The sequence below is a fragment of the Stenotrophomonas rhizophila genome, assembly GCF_020857975.1.
Classification (GTDB): Bacteria; Pseudomonadota; Gammaproteobacteria; order Xanthomonadales; family Xanthomonadaceae; genus Stenotrophomonas; species Stenotrophomonas rhizophila_C.
Map to the genome: position 1 here is coordinate 25,829 of NZ_JACWUO010000006.1, position 17,280 is coordinate 43,108.

At 67.8% G+C, this 17,280-nt stretch carries 12 protein-coding genes; 5 read left to right on the forward strand and 7 right to left on the reverse strand.

The annotated features are described in order from the left end of the window. Positions 1-17: 17 nt before the first annotated feature. Complete coding sequence (locus IC535_RS07545) at positions 18-668, reverse strand: hypothetical protein (protein ID WP_228884047.1); 651 nt, start codon at positions 666-668, stop codon at positions 18-20. Between the two features lie 466 nt (positions 669-1,134). On the opposite strand from IC535_RS07545, the gene IC535_RS07550 reads away from it, so the two are divergent. Next, positions 1,135-2,016, forward strand: a complete 882-nt coding sequence (locus tag IC535_RS07550; protein ID WP_228884048.1) for an AraC family transcriptional regulator — start codon at positions 1,135-1,137, stop codon at positions 2,014-2,016. A 130-nt stretch (positions 2,017-2,146) separates the two neighbouring features. Here the strand turns inward: IC535_RS07550 and ybaL are convergent, their stop codons facing one another. From ybaL to IC535_RS07565, 3 genes are all read right to left on the reverse strand, one after another. Further along, positions 2,147-3,847: a YbaL family putative K(+) efflux transporter gene (ybaL, locus tag IC535_RS07555; RefSeq protein ID WP_228884049.1), complete on the reverse strand. Its 1,701-nt coding sequence runs from the start codon at positions 3,845-3,847 to the stop codon at positions 2,147-2,149. Positions 3,848-3,946: 99 nt separating this feature from the next. After that, entirely contained in the window at positions 3,947-4,426 is a 480-nt protein-coding gene (locus tag IC535_RS07560; protein WP_228884050.1) for a hypothetical protein, read from the reverse strand. 162 nt (positions 4,427-4,588) lie between these two features. Beyond that, entirely contained in the window at positions 4,589-6,982 is a 2,394-nt protein-coding gene (locus tag IC535_RS07565) for a TonB-dependent receptor plug domain-containing protein (RefSeq protein ID WP_228884051.1), read from the reverse strand. A gap of 344 nt (positions 6,983-7,326) precedes the next feature. Here IC535_RS07565 and IC535_RS07570 point away from each other — a divergent pair, with 344 nt between their 5' ends. Next, complete coding sequence (locus tag IC535_RS07570; protein ID WP_228884052.1) at positions 7,327-9,183, forward strand: ABC-F family ATP-binding cassette domain-containing protein; 1,857 nt, start codon at positions 7,327-7,329, stop codon at positions 9,181-9,183. Positions 9,184-9,333: 150 nt separating this feature from the next. Here the strand turns inward: IC535_RS07570 and IC535_RS07575 are convergent, their stop codons facing one another. Continuing rightward, positions 9,334-10,194, reverse strand: coding sequence for a LysR family transcriptional regulator (locus IC535_RS07575; protein WP_228884053.1), 861 nt, complete (start codon positions 10,192-10,194; stop codon positions 9,334-9,336). Between the two features lie 207 nt (positions 10,195-10,401). On the opposite strand from IC535_RS07575, the gene blaL2 reads away from it, so the two are divergent. Continuing rightward, positions 10,402-11,304 carry a L2 family extended-spectrum class A beta-lactamase gene (blaL2, locus tag IC535_RS07580; protein ID WP_228884054.1) on the forward strand — a complete coding sequence of 301 codons (903 nt, stop codon included), beginning with the start codon at positions 10,402-10,404 and terminating at the stop codon, positions 11,302-11,304. Between the two features lie 227 nt (positions 11,305-11,531). Here blaL2 and ggpS read toward each other — a convergent pair whose 3' ends face one another. Beyond that, a complete protein-coding gene (gene ggpS / locus IC535_RS07585; RefSeq protein ID WP_306433050.1) occupies positions 11,532-13,778 on the reverse strand; it encodes a glucosylglycerol-phosphate synthase in 2,247 nt (748 codons plus the stop codon). 62 nt (positions 13,779-13,840) lie between these two features. Further along, complete coding sequence (locus tag IC535_RS07590) at positions 13,841-15,109, reverse strand: MFS transporter (protein WP_228884056.1); 1,269 nt, start codon at positions 15,107-15,109, stop codon at positions 13,841-13,843. Between the two features lie 148 nt (positions 15,110-15,257). Between IC535_RS07590 and IC535_RS07595 the strand changes: the two genes are divergently transcribed. Together IC535_RS07595 and IC535_RS07600 are read left to right on the forward strand one after the other, a co-directional pair. Then, positions 15,258-16,487, forward strand: coding sequence for a cation:proton antiporter (locus IC535_RS07595; protein WP_228884057.1), 1,230 nt, complete (start codon positions 15,258-15,260; stop codon positions 16,485-16,487). A gap of 108 nt (positions 16,488-16,595) precedes the next feature. Next, the gene (locus IC535_RS07600; protein WP_228884058.1) at positions 16,596-17,225 is read left to right on the forward strand and encodes a hypothetical protein; all 630 of its coding nucleotides are present in this window, start codon (positions 16,596-16,598) and stop codon (positions 17,223-17,225) included. Positions 17,226-17,280 lie beyond the last annotated feature (55 nt).

Genomic DNA, 17,280 nt, shown 5'->3' on the forward strand with positions numbered 1-17,280 from the left:
CGCATACGTGCGTGTGTTCATTGGGAAACGCCTTCCTTGGATGAAAGTATGGTCATGGAGAACGATTGGGCTCTGCGTTCTGCTGGAATTGTGTCGAAGGCGTCCTTGATCAGTCCAGCGGAGACGTAGGGATGTCCATCAAATCCTGGAGATGTTGTGTCTATGGCGTAGAAGTAAGTTTCTCCACCGGCGCCCTGCATGCCGGCAAGGCCGCCTGAAATCGGGAAATAAACGCGGTTCGGGGCATTGGCGAGACTGGGTGCGCTACCTGCATGACTAAACTCCCACCTGCATTCACCCCTGCCGTAGTAGTCCCGAAGTGCCATCTGGTCGAGATACACGGTAAATTCGTAGGTGGATTCGTCCACTTTCCTGAGCGGCGTACGTACGGTGTGCGTCTTGGGTGCAGGCTGCACGCCCTGGAGATTGGTGACCTTCGGCAGGCAGGTCTGGTTGACGATGCGATAGGACGCATACGCCTCGCTTGCGTCCAGTCCGGCCGGTGCGTTGTTGAGCTTGATCATCACCTCCAGCGCATCCTTGGGGGCAGGGTTGAGCTGATATTGCGGATAGTCCGGGCGGGAGCAGCCACCCAGCAGGACTGCCGCTGCAAGCACTGCAGCGATGCGGCGGGCACCGGAGCGCGGGATCTGTGTGTTTCCTTTCATGATCAAGTCCCTTCAGGCCCTCCCGCTCACGGGGAAGCCTGGCATGGAAGTTCGGAAGGCGGGCGCGCAAGGAGGTGACAACGGGAGTATAGAAGGGTTTTTCCCTGCGTTATGGCACGAAGAGTGCGTGCCATGTCCCATTTACTTGCAAATCAATCCAACCTGGTGATGCGATAGGGGCGCTCTATATTTGCCTGTCACAGAGTTAAGATTACTTTGCAGTTCCGTGATCATGCGGGAGACAGAGCCCCCTGTGCTGTTGACCGGCGGGCAGCATTCGATGGCGCGGCAGCCGCGGCGGTGGAGCTATACCCTCGTTTGCGATTCCACCGCCGCCTGGCCCCTGGTCCGGGCGCTGCCGGCGGCCCGTGCCGGATCGACCGCAGCCGGCCAATGGCGCAAGATCGGCCACGCGCCGTCTCGGCGCCCGGCGCATGCTGGACCCCACCCCGACATGGAGCCTGTCATGAGCCGCATCACCCAGCTGCGCCAGCGCCACGGTATCGACCGGGTCATCGCCCATCTGCAGCAGTGCCTGCGCGCCGGCCAGCCGCTGCCCGACCTGGACGCGCTGGCGGCAGTGGCGCACCAGTCGCCGTTCCATTTCCATCGGCTGTACCGCGCGCTGACCGGCGAGACCCCCGGGCGCACCGTGGCGCGGCTGCGCCTGCTGCACGCCCTGCAACTGCTGAGCCAGGCCGACAGCCGGGTCACCGAGGTGGCGCTGAGCGTGGGCTATGAGAGCCCGCAGGGCCTGGCGCGCGCCTGCCGGCAGGCGCTCGATGCCACCCCCAGTGCGCTGCGCGCGGATGCGCAGCTGCGCGCGCACTGGCAGCAGCGGTTGTCGCTGCCGGCCGGCGATGCCGACGCCATGGACGTGCCGCTGCAGGTACGGGTGACCACGCTGGAGCCGTTCGACGTGGTTGTGCTGCGCAAGCGCGGCGCCTTCGATGATCTCGACCAGGCGTTCGGCCAGGTATTCGCCTGGGCGGCCGAACAGGGGCTGGCCGAGCACCTGCAGCAACTGGTCGGGATTGCGCTCAACGACCACCGCGATGTGCCGGCCGATGCGTGCGAGTTCGAGTGCGGGATGGGCTTTGGGCACGCGCTGGCCGGCGTCCCGGCGCCATTGCGTGCGTTGACCCTGGGCGGTGGCGAGTACGCCGTGCTGCGCCATGTAGGCAGCTATGCCGGGCTGGAAGAGGCCACCGACGCGCTGCTGCGCCAGTGGCTGCCGGACAGCGGGCGCGCATTGCGCGATGCGCCGCTGTACTACCACTACCTGGACGATCCCGAAGACGTACCCGAGGCGATCCTGCGCGCGGACATCTGCGTGCCGTTGCGCTGAGATCGCGCATCCACGCATGGCGTGGATCTACGACCGTATCGGCGTATCAAACGGGCATTGCATCGTGCGCGCAAGGGTAGATCCACGCCATGCGTGGATGCGGCCCATCCGCAAGCGCGTGCGCGGCCGCTTACACCACCGGGATGCTGTGCTTGCCCATGCTGCGGTAGGGCGGGGTGGCCATCACCATCTCGGCCAGCGAATAGGCCAGTTCGCGCTCGGCCATCACCGTGCCGTCGGCGCCGTGTTCGAGCAGGTGCTTGACCTCGGCATCGCTGTGCGCGCGCGCCAGCAGGGTCAGGCCCGGGTTGAGCGCGCGCAGCTTGGCCAGGGTTTCACCGGCTTCCAGCGGTTGCGGAATGGCCAGCACCGCGATCTTGGCGCGCTCGGGGTGGGCTTCGGCCAGCACCTTGTCCGCGGCCGCGCTGCCGCGGATGCCGGGCAGGCCGGCGGCATGCGCGGCGGCCACGTGTTCCTTGTTGTCGTCGATCACCAGCACCGGCACGCCGCGGTCGCGCAGCACCTGCGCCAGCGCGCTGCCGACCCGCCCGTAGCCGATCACGATGGCGTGGTCGTGCAGGTCCAGCGACGGGCCCGGCGGCAGGTCGGTTTCCACCACGGTCGGGGTGGTTTCCTGGTGCTTGGCCAACCAACGGTCGAGCAGGCCGAATACCAGCGGGTTGAGCATGATCGAGATCAGCGCGCCGGCCAGCACCAGCGCCTGGCCGGTGGGCGGCAGGATCTTCAGCGTGACCCCGAGGCCGGCGATGATGAAGGCGAACTCGCCGATCTGGGCCAGGCTGGCCGAAATGGTCAGCGCGGTGCCGGTGGGGTGGCCGAACGCACGCACGATCACGAACGCGGCCGCGGACTTGCCGAACATGATGATCGCCGCGGTGGCCAGTACCTGCCAGGGATGTTCGAGCAGGATGCTGGGGTCGAACAGCATGCCCACCGAGACGAAGAACAGCACCGCGAACGCATCGCGCAGCGGCAGCGAATCGTTGGCGGCCTTGTGGCTGAGTTCGGATTCGTTGAGCAGCATGCCGGCAAAGAACGCGCCCAGCGCGAACGACACCCCGAACAACATGGCCGAGCCGAACGCCACGCCCAGCGCGATCGCCAGCACCGCCAGGGTGAACAGTTCGCGCGAACCGGTGCTGGCGATGCGTTCGAGGATCCATGGGATCAACCGCCGCCCGACCACCAGCATCACCGCCACGAACAGGCCCAGCTGCACGAAGGTCCAGCCGATGCTGGCCAGCACGCTGCCGACGGTATGGGTTTCATTGGCCGATGCCGGCCCGAACACCCCGGCCAGCACCGGCATCATCACCAGCGCCAGCACGCAGGCCAGGTCCTCGACGATCAGCCAGCCCACCGCGATCTTGCCGCGCTGGGTTTCCAGCAGCCGGCGTTCTTCCATCGCGCGCAGCAGCACCACGGTACTGGCGGTGGCCAGGGCGAAGCCGAACACCACTCCGTGGATCACCGGCCAGCCCATCCAGGTGGCCAGGCCCCAGCCGAGCAGGGTGGCGACCAGGATCTGGCCGATCGCACCGGGGATGGCGATCGCCTTGACCGCGATCAGGTCCTTCAGCGAAAAATGCAGGCCGACCCCGAACATCAGCAGCATCACGCCGATTTCGGCCAGCTGGTTGGCCAGCGCCTGGTCGGCGACGAAGCCGGGGGTGAACGGGCCTACGCAGATGCCAGCAACCAGGTAACCGACCAGCGGGGACAACCGCAGCTTGTTGGCCAGCGCGCCAAGGATGAAGGCGAGCCCAAGGCCAACGGCCACGATGTTGATCAGGTCGGTGTCATGGTGCATCGGGGCTCGCAATGTGGGGGATACCCCGATTTTCACCGATGCGGCTGGATACGGCAAACCGTGGCGTGGTTTGCCCGCGCAGGTGGCCTCGTTCCTGGCCTACTCGGCCTGCTTCAGGCTAGCGCCGGTCGGGCCGTTCGCTGGAGCGGTGGTCAAAGGAAAGACCTGTTCTTCGCCGTCGGCGAAGACCATTACAACGATAGGCGCCAGCAGGGGAATTTCCTGCACCGCAGGTTCCGGTGGGCCGGGCACGACGTGACGGCGCAGCATGGTCGTGCAGTTGCCGGAAATCGGGCACCGGTCGATGACGATTTTCATGACGCCAGCTTCCACGGCGTAGCTGATTCCCGCTGCGTAGTACATGCTTTCGAGGGGATCATTGAACTGTACTCGAAGAGTAGAGTCTGACACCTTGGTCACGACGACCGGCTCGACGCTTGACTTGGAATAGCTCGGTTTCACGTGATTTCCTGCACATCCGGAAAGCGGGACCGCCGCCAGCGCCGCCCACGCGATGGCACGGCGCACCACGCGGCGTGCGCTGCTGGAGAGGTTCAGTGGGAGGTCTTGGCGATTCATGCCTGGATTCTGGCATGGCGCCGCGTGTGAAATACGTGTTGGGGCGCACAGTAGTGCCGGCCGTTGGCCGGCACTACCTTGGAGGGGCCAGGTCCGACGCATCGTTGGACCTGCTCCATTCCGGCACCTGGGTGTGTCCGAGCGTGGCTCGGACCTACCGGGTTACCACTTGTAGCCGATGCGCCCGTATACGTAAGCGCCATTGAAGCCGTACGGCGAGTAGTTGCTGTACGGCAGCATGCCCCAGGTGGAGTTCTGCAGGTCCACGGTGCGGTCGGGGTACTCATCCAGCAGGTTGTCCGCGCCCAGGGTCAGGGTCCAGTTGTCGCTGGGCTTGTAGCTGACCGAGGCATCCAGCACCCACGAGGCGTCATAGGTCTGGTCGCGCAGCGCGGTGGCCGAGTTGCGCACGGTGAAGCTGCCATAGCGGGTGGCGGCCAGGTTCAGGTTCCAGTGGTCGCTGCGCCAGGTGCCGCTGAGGATGGTCTTGTTGTGCGGATAGCTGTCCTCGATGCGGCCGATTTCGTCGCGGCCGATCAGCGACTGGGTGATGCCCAGCGTGCCGAACACCGGCGGGGTGGCGATGAACTTCTTCACCTCGGTGTCGTTGTAGCTGTAGGCGGCGGTCAGTTCCAGCGAGCTGGCGGCGAAGGGGAAGGTATAGCTGGACACCGCATCCACGCCGCGGGTGCGGGTATCCACGCCGTTGGTGAAGTAGGAGAACGCGGTGACGCCCGGCAGCCCCAGCCCGCCCAGCAGCGAATTGGCCGCCGCGTTGGTGGTGATGTTGGTGGACAGCACGATGCGGTCGTCGATGTCGATCTGGTACGCATCCACGGTCAGGTACAGCCGGTCCACCGGCTGCAGCACCAGGCCCACGCTGTAGGAGGTGGAGCTTTCGGCCTTCAGCGGGCTGGCGCCCAGGGCCTGGGCGGCCGCGCTGGTGGTGGGGAAGGTGCCGCGTTCGACGAAGGTTCCGTTGATGATCGTGCTGGTCACCGCCTGGTAGCTCTGCTGGGCCAGCGACGGTGCGCGGAAGCCGGAGGAGGCGGTGGCGCGCAGCGCGATCTTGTCGGTGAATGCATAACGCGCCGACAGCTTGCCGGAGAACTTGTCGCCGAAGTCCGAGTAGTCCTCGTAGCGGCCGGTCACGCCGGCGGAGAACTTGTCGGTGAGGTCCGCTTCCAGCCCGGCGTAGACGGCGTAGTTGTCGCGGTCGGCGTCCACCGCATTGAGCGGGGTGAAGCCGCCGAAACCCTGCGCGCCGCTGCCGAAGTAGGAAGCGGGCTCGCCGGCCGACTGCTCCCACTTCTCCTTGCGGTACTCGCCACCGAAGGACAGCGTGACCGGATAGGCCAGGCCCCAGTCCAGGGTCTTGGTCAGGTCGGCGTTGACGATGTTCTGCCGGTACTTGAGCGTGCCGTCGTAGAAGGCGCGCGGGCTGGGCAGCCCGAGGCTGTAGTTGATGCTGTTGCGGGTGTGGAAGTCGATGGTGTTTTCGCCATGGTTGGCGCTCACGTCCCAGGTCCAGCCGCCGTCGGTGTCACCCTTGACCCCGGCCACCAGCGAGCGGTCCTTGGAGTACTGGTGGATCTGCGGCACGAAGCCATCGGGGTAGGTCTGCGCCAGCAGCGCGCCCTGGCCGCTGTTGGTGCGCGAGCGGTAGAAGGCGAAGGAGGTGATGTCGCGGTTGCTGGCCATCGCGGTGGCATAGGCCGAGACATGGTCGCTGAACTGGAAACTGGCATTGACCGAGGCGGCGGTGGCATCGACCTGCGGATCGCCGACGACGAAGGTGGTCTGGCCGATGCTGGGGAAGTTGCCGGTGTTCGGCGTGGTGCCCTGGTAGGGGCCGGCGCGATTGCTCTCGTCTTGCTGGCTGATCTGGCCGGCCACGTGCACGCTGCCGCGGCCGTCGGCGAAGCCGATCCCGGCATCGCCGGAGAGCTGGTACTTGTTGCCGTCGCCGGCCGAGTACTGGCCCGCGTCCAAGGCCAGGCTGCCGCCGGCGGCCGAGCCCTTGAGCACGATGTTGACCACCCCGGCGATGGCGTCCGAGCCGTACTGGGCCGAGGCGCCGTCGCGCAGTACTTCCACCCGCTCGATCGCCGCGATCGGGATCGCGTTGATGTCCACCGCCGAAGAGCCGCGGCCGATGCTGCCGTTGACGTTGATCTGCGCCGAGGTGTGGCGGCGCTTGCCATTGACCAGCACCAGCACCTGGTCCGGCGACAGCCCGCGCAGCTGCGCCGGGCGGATGCCGCTGGTGCCGTCGGTCAGCGCCGGGCGCGGGAAGTTCAGCGAGGGCAGGGCGCGCGCCAGGGCGGTGGCCAGCTCGGTGGTGCCGGTGGACTGCAGCACCTCGGGGGTGATGATGTCGATCGGCGACTGCGACTCGGCCACGGTACGGTCGGCGACCCGGGTGCCGGTGACGATGACCGTGTCCAGCGTGTTGGCGGCGGTGCGCGCCGGGGCGTCCTGGGCGGAGGCGGACAGGCTGGAGATACCGAGGGCGACCGCTACGGCGGCGGCGAGCGTACTGGTCTTGCGGTTCATCAGGATGTGGCTCCGGTAGGAATGGCGCGGCACCGGAACGACATCACGACAGCGGCAGGCAGGTCGGCGAAGGCGGGGTGTTGCGGTGCGCAATAACGAATTAACGGGATATTCATCACTTGTCAAATACTCGCCACATCCGTAAAAAACGTTGCAGCAGCAACCATTTACGTAAATCACAACGGGCGAGACGAGGGTCCCGGGAAGGCGCAGGCGGGGGCGTGGGAGAGAGGAACGCGGCCCGCCGCGCATCCCGGGGCCCGTCAAGTATTCGTTAACGCTAGAATTGCGTCGCAGGAAAGGTGCTCACCAGCACATTCCATTCCGTTATATGGACCCCCAAGATGATTTCCCTTCGTAACTTCGCCTTGCGCCGTGGCGAGCGGCTGCTGTTGTCCAACGTCGACCTGACTCTGCACGCGGGGTACCGCGTCGGCGTGGTCGGCCGCAACGGTGCCGGCAAGTCCAGCCTGTTTGCCGCCGTGAAGGGCGAACTGGAGGCGGACAAGGGCGATCTCGACCTGCCCGGCCGGGTCCGTATCGCCAGCGTGGCCCAGGAAACCCCGTCGCTGCCCGATCCGGCGCTGCAGTTCGTGCTGGAGGGCGACACCGAGGTGGCCGCGGTCATGCGCGAGGAGGCCGCGGCCGCCGCGCGTGAAGACTGGGAGGCGGTGGCCAGCGCGCACCAGAAGATGGCCGAGATCGGCGCCTACGATGCCGAGGCGCGTGCCGGCAAGCTGCTGCACGGCCTGGGCTTCCCGGCCGAGACCCATTCGCGGGCGGTGTCCTCGTTCTCCGGCGGCTGGCGGGTGCGCCTGAATCTGGCGCGCGCGCTGATGATGCCCAGCGACCTGCTGCTGCTGGACGAACCGACCAACCATCTGGATCTGGACGCGGTGTTCTGGCTGGAACAGTGGCTGCTCAAGTACCCGGGCACGCTGCTGCTGATCTCCCATGACCGCGAGTTCCTGGACAACGTGGCCACCCACACCCTGCACCTGCACGGCGGTGGCGCCAAGCTGTATCCCGGCGGCTATACCGATTTCGAGCGCCAGCGCGCCGAACAGCTGCGCCAGCAGCAGCTGGCCCACGACAAGGAACAGGCCGAGCGGGCCCACCTGCAGAGCTTCATCGACCGCTTCAAGGCCCAGGCCAGCAAGGCCGCGCAGGCGCAGAGCCGGATGAAGCGGCTGGCCAAGCTGGCCGGCACCGAGGCGGTGCGCGCCGAGCGCGAATTCCGCATCGAGTTCTCGCCGCCGGCCAAGCTGCCGTTTTCGCTGATCCGCCTCAATGGCGTCGATGCCGGTTACGGCGCCGATGCGGTGATCCTGCACGACGTGGGCTTCGGCCTGGAAGCCGGCCAGCGGATCGGCCTGCTCGGCCCCAACGGCGCCGGCAAGACCACCCTGGTCAAGACCCTGGTGGGCGAACTGGACCCGATCAGCGGCGAGCGCGCCGCGCACCCGGATCTGCGGATCGGTTACTTCGCCCAGCACACGGTGGAATCGCTGCACGAAGGGCAGTCGCCGATGGAGCATTTCCGCGACCTGGCCCCGGACGCACCGAACCAGTCCTTCCGCGATTTCCTCGGCAAGTGGAACTTCGCCGGCGACCGTGCCTTCGAGCCGGTGGACGGCTTCTCCGGTGGCGAGCGTGCGCGTCTGGCGCTGGCGCTGATCGCCTACCAGCAGCCGAACGTGCTGCTGCTCGACGAACCGACCAACCATCTGGACCTGGAGATGCGCGAGGCGCTGGCCGAGGCCTTGGCCGACTTCGAGGGCGCGATCGTGATGGTGTCCCATGACCGCCACCTGATCGGACTGGTCTGCGATACGTTCTGGCGCGTGGCCGACGGCGTGGTCGAGCCGTTCGATGGCGACCTGGACGCCTATGCGGCCTGGTTGCGTTCGCGCCCGGCCGCGCAGGGCACCAAGCAGAAGATGGCCGCCGCTGCGCCCGAACCGCTGCCGCCGACCCCGCCGCTGCCGCCGAAGAAGCCGGTCAATCCCCACAAGCTGGCCGCCGCCGAAGCCAAGGTGGGCGAATTGGAGGCGCTGCTGGCCGATCTGGATCGCCAGCTGGCCGATCCGTCCAACTACGCCGATGCGACCCGCATGGCCGTGCTCGGCCGCGACCGCGAAGCTACCGCCAGCCTGCTCAGCAAGGCCGAGCAGGCGTGGATGGAGTTGCTGGAGGCCTGATCGCCGGCAGGTGTGGTGCCGCACGCATGCGTGCCGCCCCACATCCGTTTGGATCCACGCCCTGCGTGGATGCTCTCCGTCCGGTTTTGCGTTATCCACGCATGGCGTGGATCTACGTTCGGTGTTGCGTCATCCACGCATGGCGTGCATTTACCGGGTTTGCAGCCACTCGCGGAACCGGCGCGCCGCATCGCTCTCGGTACGCGAGCGCAGCCGGGTCAGCCAGTACCGGCCCAGGTCCAGGGTCTGCGCAAACGGCTGGATCAGGCGGCCCTGCGCCAGGTCCTGCTCGAACATCTTCAAGGGCAGCAGCGCCACCCCCGCGCCCGCCGCCGCGGCGCTGGCCAGGGTCAGCGAGGAATCGAATACCGGCCCGCGCGCGTCAAGTTCCGGGGCGCCGGCCGCCTGCAGCCAGCGCGGCCACTCGTCGCTGCGGTAGGAGCGCAGCAGCGGCGTGTTGGCCAGGTCGCGCGGGTGGCGCAGGCCGCGCGCCAGCGCCGGTGCGCACAACGGCGCAAAGGGCGCGTCCAGCACCGCGGTGCAGTGCTGGCCCTGCCAGTCGCCATCGCCGAAGCGGATCGCCAGGTCCAGGCCTTCGCCGGCCAAGTCGATGCGGTTGTTGTGGGTCTGCAGGCGCAACTCGATGTCGGCGTGGCGCGCCGAAAAGTCCGCCAGCCGCGGCAGCAGCCAGCCGGTGGCGAAGGTGCCCACCACGCCGATGCTGAGCACCTCGCGGAAATGGCCGCCGACAAAGCGGTCCAGGCTCACCGCGATACGGTCGAAGGCCTCGTTGAGCACCGGATACAGGCGCGCGCCTTCATCGGTCAGCGCCACCCCGCGCGGCAGCCGGTTGAACAGCGCTACCCCCAGCCGGTCCTCCAGTGCCCGGATCTGGTGGCTGAGCGCGGCCTGGCTGACGCACAGCTCCAGCGCGGCGCGGGTGAAGTTCTGGTGGCGGGCGGCGGCCTCGAAGGCGCGCAGGGCATTGAGCGGCAGCTGGGGGCGGAGCATGTGGGGAGCCGTGAGCTGTAATGATGGAATCATCGCATTGTCGCGCGGGCCTGGGCGCTGAATGGCAGTACGCCCCCGATGTTTCAAAGGCGTCAGTGAATGGCGTGCACGGCACGCATTAGTCAGGCTAATGGCTTCCGCTGAAAATGGTTGCTGGTGGCCGGCCGCTGCGCTGGCAATACTCGGGCCTCACCACGGAGGATCCGCATGCTCGCTCGACGTCAATTCCTGCAATGGACCGGGGCCGCCGCCGCTTCGGCGCTGGCCGCCAGCGCGTTCGCCAAGACCCCGGCCGTGGTAGCCGCCGCGCGCCCGGCCGCCGGCGACTTTGCCACCCTTGAGGCGGCCAGTGGCGGCCGGCTGGGGGTGACCCTGCTGGACACCGGCAGCGGCATGCGGATCGGTCACCGCCAGGACGAGCGGTTCCCGATGTGCAGCACCTTCAAGTTCGTGCTGTGCGCGGCCGTGCTGCGCCAAGTGGAGCAGGGCAGGCTCGCGCTCGATCAGCGCATCGCCGTGCGCGCGCAGGACATGATCGCCCATGCGCCGGTCAGCAGCCGTCATGTCGGCAAGGACCTCAGCGTTCGCGACCTGTGCCGGGCGACCATGGTCACCAGCGACAATCCGGCCGCCAATCTGCTGTTGGGGGTGGTTGGTGGCCCGGCCGGGGTGACCGCCTTCCTGCGCGCCAATGGCGATGCAGTGACCCGCAACGACCGCATCGAGCCGGAGATGAACCGCTTCGCCCCGGGCGATCCGCGCGATACCACCAGCCCGGCGGCGATGGCCGCCAGCCTGCAGCGCTTCGTGTTGGGCGACGTACTCAAGCCCGCGTCGAAACAGCAGCTGGCCGATTGGCTGATCGACAACGAAACCGGTGATGCGCGCCTGCGCGCCGGGCTGTCCAAGGCGTGGCGGGTGGGCGACAAGACCGGCAGCAACGGCAAGGACACCACCAACGACATCGCCATCCTGTGGCCGCTGGCCGGTGGCGCGCCCTGGGTGCTGACCAGCTACCTGCAGGGCGCCACGGTCGACGATGCCGGTCGCAACGATGTGCTGCGCCAGGTGGCGGTGATCGCCGAAGGCATCATGCGGTCCGCCCGGTAGGCCATGCAGCCCGGCAGGCACCGACCGCCTTGGTAGGTAGTGCCGGCCGCTGGCCGGCTCCTCCTGAACTTGGCATTGCCTGGAGCCGGCCAGCGGCCGGCACTACCGGGAATGGGGCATCGCCTGGAGCCGGCCAGCGGCCGGCACTACCGGAGATGGGATATCGCGTGGAGCCGGCCAGCGGCCGGCACTACCCGATGCGTTGTATCGCCCGGCGCGGTGGGCTGTCAGGTCTCTGGATGGCTGTTGCGTACCGCGTCCAGGAACTCGCGCCCCCAGCGGTCCACGTCGTAGTACTCCACGCTGCCAAACAGCTGGCGCATGCGTCCGCTGGCTTCGTCCTCGGGCATCGACAGCGCCTGCAGCAGCCCGGCGGTCAGGTCGGCCGGGTCGTGCGGGTTGGTCAGCACCGCGCCCTTGAGTTCGGCCGCGGCCCCGGCGAACTCGCTCAGCACCAGCACGCCGCTGCTGCCTTCGATGCCCTGGGTGGCCACGAACTCCTTGGACACCAGGTTCAAGCCATCGCGCAGCGGGGTGATCCACATCACCTGCGCGGCGGCGTAGTGCGCCACCACCTGCTCGAACGGCAGGGCCTGGGCGAAGAAGCGCACCGGGGTCCAGTCCAGCCGCGAGAAGCGCCCGTTGATGCGGCCCACCGCCTGCTCGATCTGGTTCTGCAGGGTGCGGTAGACGGTCATCTCGCGCGCGGCCGGCACGCAGATCATCAGCAGGGTGACCTTGCCCTGGCGCTCGGGATGCTGCTCGAGCAGGCGCTCGAAGGCTTCCAGCTTGGCCAGCGTGCCCTTGGTGTAGTCCAGCCGTTCCACCGACAGCACCAGCTGGCGTGCGCCGATCTCGCGGCGCAGCTTGAAGATATCGTTGCGTACATCGGCGCGCGCCAGCACGTTGTGGATGCGGCGCAGGTCGGTGCCGACCGGATGCGCGCCCAGCGCCACTTCCCGGTCGCCCACCCGCAGCCGGGTGGTCATGGTGTCCAGGCCGACCGCGCAGCCGTAGGTCAGAAAGCGCGGCGCGCAGCTTTCCCAGGCCAGGCGTTCGGCCGGCATCGCCCCGCGCACCACGTCCACGAAGTTCTCCACCTGGCGCGGGATATGGAAGCCGATGTAGTCGCAGCTGAGCAGGCTGCCGATGATCTCGCGCCGCCATGGCACCACGTTGAATACGTCGGCGGACGGGAAGTAGGTGTGGTGGAAGAAGGCGATCTTCAGGTCCGGGCGCAGTTCGCGCAGGGTGGCCGGCACCATCCACAGGTTGTAGTCGTGGATCCACACGGTGGCCCCGTGCGCGGCCTCGGCGGCGGTGGCATGGGCGAACTTGCGGTTGACCTTCAGGAACACCTGCCAGTCGTCCTCGCGGAACTTCGCGCGCTCCCAGAACACGTGCAGCATCGGCCAGAACGCTTCCTTGGAAAACCGCTTGTAGAAGATGTCCACTTCCTGCCTGCTCAATGGCACGCGCGCGGCGGTCAGGGTCGGGTAGCGGGCCGCATCCACGGCCAGGTGGGTCTGGAACGGGCCGCGCTTGGGCTCGTCGATGCCCCAGGCCACCCAGGAGCCCTTCTGGCCGCCGTCGAAGAAGCTCAGCAGCGAGGGAATGATGCCGTTCGGCGAGCGCGGCGGGCGCTGCACCAGCACGCCGTCTTCCATGACCTCGTCGAACGGCAGCCGGTGGTAGACCATCACCAGGTCGGCGCCATCGGCACGCGCCTGCACCGGCGGATACAGGTAGACGTCATCGGCGGCGAGCAGGCCGAGCTGTTCGATCGCCTCGAGGATGCCGCCGCAACCGGGCGCCTGCGCGTGGTAGGTATGGGCCAGCGTGGCGGTGGCCGCGGTCAGCGCCGGCTCCGAGTCGCCCACGCACACCCCGCGGAAACCGGCGGTGTACATCGACAGGTCGTTGAGGGTGTCGCCGGCCACCAGGATGCGCTCGCGCGGCAGGTCCAGCAGGCGCGACAGCGCGGCCAGGGTGCGGCCCTTGTCGGTGTCCGGCGGCAGGATGTCCAGGTAGCGGTCGGCCGAATACAGCACATCGCAGCCCAGCGCCTGTGCGGCGGCCTGGATCTGCGCGCGCAGCGGCGCCAGCGTCTGGGGATCGCAGAAGTACGAGCAGCGGCGTTCCTGTGGCACGTCCTGGCGCTGCAGCGCGGGGAATGCGCGCATCGCCGCGGCCACCACCTGCTCGCCGGGCCAGTGCGCGTCGATCATCGATTGCAGCGGCTGCAATGGCTGCAGGGTGCGGCCATCGACCACGGTGGCGCCGACATCGCAGACCACGTAGTCCGGGCGCGGGATGGCCGGATCGGAGAGCAGCGGCATCACCGCTTCCAGTCCGCGGCCGGTGATGAAGATCAGGGCGATGCCGGGGTGCTGGTCGACCAGCCGGTACAGCCGGTGGCGCGCGGCGGCATCGCCGGCCAGGAAGGTGCCATCCAGATCGGTGGCCAGGATCAGTTGCGGTGCCGGCGGGGCCGGCGGTGTACGGGTTGGCGTGAGGGTGGTCGGTGTCGAAACAGTCAATGCACTTCCTTATCGGAGTCAGAGGGGAGGAGCGGGGCGGGATCCGGCGGCGCGATATCGGTCTCGGGCATCAGTTCCAGCGCTGAAGGCGTGGTGCGCAGCATCAGCCGGAACCCCACTGGATGCGTGCGCAGCCGCTGGAAGCTGAGCAGGCGCGCGGTGGTGAACAACGCCAGCAGCATCAGCACCACCGCGAAGTAAAGCGGCAGCGCCGGCGCGCCGAAACGCTGCATCGCCACGCCGGCCAGGGCCGGGCCGAGCGCGGCGCCCACGCCGTGCACCAGCAGCAGGCTGGAGCAGCCCGACAGCAGGTGCTGGCGCGGCAGGTAGTCGAGCATGTGCGCCACCGCGAAGGGGTACAGCGAGAATGCCAGCCCGCCGTAGAAGAAGAACAGCCCGAACAGCAGGTGGGTCTGCAACTGGATCATCGGCAACGAGGCCACCACCGCGATGCCGGCAGCGGCCAGGCTCAGGGCCACCAGCCCGCTGCGGCGGTCGTGGCCGTCGCTGATGTGGCCCAGCGGCCATTGCAGCAACGCGCCGCCGCCGATCGCGGTGAGCATGAACAGCGCAACGCCGTTGTCGTCCAGGCCGACCTGGCCGGCATACACCGGCAACAGGCCCCAGAACGCGCCCATCGCCAGCCCCGACAAGCCGGCGGCAACCGTGGCCACCGGCGCCATCGCATACAGCCGGGCCAGCTTCAGCCGGCTGACCACCGGCATTTCCGGCTGGCGCAACCGGGTGGCGGTGACCGGCAGCACGGCGGCGCAGATCAGGATCGCGGTGAGCATGAACATCGCCACTGCGCTGGCGTCCCCGAGCATCAGCAGGACCTGGCCCAGGGCCAGCGCCGACAGGTTGACCACCATGTACAGCGAGAACGCGCGGCTGCGTCGGGCCGGCTCGGGCTCGGCGTTGAGCCAGCTTTCGATCACCGTATACAGGCCGACCAGAGCGATGCCGGTGGCGATGCGCAGCACGCCCCAGCCCAGCGGGTTGAGCCACAGTGGATGCAGCAGCACGGCGATGGCGGCCAGCGCGGCAAAGAACGCGAACGCACGGATATGCCCGATGCGGCCGATCAGTGAAGGTGCGAAGAAGGTGCCGAGGAAGAAGCCGGCGAAATACCCGGACATCACCAGCCCCAGCGTGCCGGCCGAAAAGCCGGCCTGCCCGCCACGCACCGCCAGCAAGGTACCCAGAAGCCCGCTACCGGTCAGCAGCAATGCCACGCCCGTAAGCAGGGCGGTCAGCCGCAGCATGCGCGCGACCTTCGTGGGGAAGAAGGCGAAAACGTCACGTAGCGACCATAACACAGGCCAGACCACGCCTTTGTTTGAGCCGCACCACTATTGCAGTGCGCGTTGGCGCACTGCACCATCCGCGCGTCAATCCCTTGCAGCCCCGACAATGAGCAACGAACCGGTCTATCTGCTGTTGATCTTCGCGTTGTTGGTCATTCCCCGCGCGCTGCAGCGCTACAGCCTGCCGGCCCCGTTGACCTGTCTGCTGTTCGGCATCATCGCGATGTTGTGGCTGGGCGACCGGGCGCATGATCCGGTGATCGGCCTGCTGGCCACGCTGGGTATTTCCTCGCTGTTCCTGTTTGCCGGGCTGGAAGTGGACCTGGCCGCATTGCGCCGCAGCCTGTGGCCGCTGTTGGTGCACCTGCTGATCCGTACCGCCTCCCTGTTCGGGGTCGGCTGGCTGGCATGGCGTTACGCCGGCCTGTCCTGGCAGGCGGCCGGGCTGCTGGCGCTGGCCCTGCTGACCCCGTCCACCGGCTTCATCATGGACTCGCTGTCGCGGCTTGGCTTGAGCGATGACGAGCGCTTCTGGGTGACCAGCAAGGCCATTGCCGGGGAACTGCTGGCGCTGGCGGCGTTGTTTGTGCTGCTGCAGGCCGGCGATCCGGGGCATATGGCGTTATCCAGCCTGGCCCTGCTGGCAATGCTGGTCGGGCTGCCGCTGGCGTTCATCGCCCTGGGCCGCTGGGTGGCGCCGCATGCGCCGGGTTCGGAATTTTCGCTGCTGGTGATGGTCGGCATGGTGGCCGCCTACATCACATATTCGCTGGGCGTGTACTACCTGGTCGGTGCGTTCATCGCCGGACTGGTGGCGCGACTGCTGCATCAGCGGATGCCGCTGCTGGCCTCGCACGACAACCTGCACGCGCTGCGCCTGTTCGCCTCGTTCTTCGTACCCTTCTACTTTTTCAATGCCGGCACCAAGGTGCCCGGCGAGGCGCTCAGTTTCCAGGCATTGGGATTGGGCCTGCTGCTGACGTTGGTGGTGTTGCCGCTGCGGATCGGGGTGGTATGGCTGCAGCGCCGGGTTTTGTTCGGCGAGAGCTTCCGCAGCAGCCTGCGGGTGTCGCTGGCATTGGCGCCGACGCTGATCTTCACCCTGGTGCTGGCTGCGATCATGCGCGAACGCTTCGAGATCGCACCGGCATTGTTCGGCGGGTTGCTGCTGTATGCCGCGCTGACCACCTTGTTGCCGTCGCTGGTGTTCCGCACCCCGTTCGATGTCGATCCGGTCGAGCAGGAAGCGGCGGGCGAGGCGGTGGCGGCAACCGACGTGTCAGCAGCAGCCCCGGTGGCCGCCGAGCATGCCGACAAGGGCGTGCAGCCGGCCTGAGCGTGACGTCGACAGCGTGCAGGGCCTGCCCGGGCGATGGGGCATGTCGTTGCCGGGCCGGCCACGCCGCCATTTGCACCGGCCGGATCGGGCCGCTAGGGTGGGGTCATGAATGCTGCCCCGCTGTTTCCCGTTGTGCTTGCGCTGGCCCTGGCCGGCTGTGCCCGTCACCCTGATGCGGTGTCGCACGACATCGCCAATGCGCCGGCCGATGCGTTCCTGGCGGCAGTAGCTGCCCATTGCGGCAAGGCCTATGAAGGCCGGGTGATCGCCAATGAGCCGCGCAGCGATGGTCCCGACCCGTTCGACGGCAAGCGCCTGGTGATGCATGTGCGCGGTTGCGACGATCCGGCGCACGAACTGCGGATCCCGTTCCATGTCGGCGATGATCATTCGCGGACCTGGGTGATCAGCCGCACCGACCGCGGCCTGCGGCTCAAGCACGACCACCGCCACCGCGACGGCAGCCCCGATGCGGTAACCCTGTACGGCGGCGACAGCGCGCCGCCAGGTACCGCCCAGCGCCAGGTCTTCCCGGTCGACGCCGATTCGGTGGCGATGTTCCGCAAGGCCGGCATGCTGCCGTCGGTGCACAACAGCTGGGCGATGGAGATCGAGCCGGATCAGCGCTTTGTCTACGAGCTGACCCGCCCGGACGGACGCCGGTTCCAGGTGGCGTTCGACCTCAGCAAGCCGGTGGCGTTGCCGCCAGCGCCGTGGGGCAGCACCACGCCGTAGAGCGGGGTTCTACCCCGCTGTGCCGCTGTCATGCGTTCAACAATGGGCTGGCCGG

Coding starts and splice junctions, on each gene's coding strand:
- IC535_RS07545 (WP_228884047.1), bottom strand. CDS start 668: ATGAAAGGAAACACACAGATCCCGCGCTCCGGTGCCCGCCGCATCGCT.
- IC535_RS07550 (WP_228884048.1), top strand. CDS start 1,135: ATGAGCCGCATCACCCAGCTGCGCCAGCGCCACGGTATCGACCGGGTC.
- ybaL (WP_228884049.1), bottom strand. CDS start 3,847: ATGCACCATGACACCGACCTGATCAACATCGTGGCCGTTGGCCTTGGG.
- IC535_RS07560 (WP_228884050.1), bottom strand. CDS start 4,426: ATGAATCGCCAAGACCTCCCACTGAACCTCTCCAGCAGCGCACGCCGC.
- IC535_RS07565 (WP_228884051.1), bottom strand. CDS start 6,982: ATGAACCGCAAGACCAGTACGCTCGCCGCCGCCGTAGCGGTCGCCCTC.
- IC535_RS07570 (WP_228884052.1), top strand. CDS start 7,327: ATGATTTCCCTTCGTAACTTCGCCTTGCGCCGTGGCGAGCGGCTGCTG.
- IC535_RS07575 (WP_228884053.1), bottom strand. CDS start 10,194: ATGCTCCGCCCCCAGCTGCCGCTCAATGCCCTGCGCGCCTTCGAGGCC.
- blaL2 (WP_228884054.1), top strand. CDS start 10,402: ATGCTCGCTCGACGTCAATTCCTGCAATGGACCGGGGCCGCCGCCGCT.
- IC535_RS07590 (WP_228884056.1), bottom strand. CDS start 15,109: ATGCTGCGGCTGACCGCCCTGCTTACGGGCGTGGCATTGCTGCTGACC.
- IC535_RS07595 (WP_228884057.1), top strand. CDS start 15,258: ATGAGCAACGAACCGGTCTATCTGCTGTTGATCTTCGCGTTGTTGGTC.
- IC535_RS07600 (WP_228884058.1), top strand. CDS start 16,596: ATGAATGCTGCCCCGCTGTTTCCCGTTGTGCTTGCGCTGGCCCTGGCC.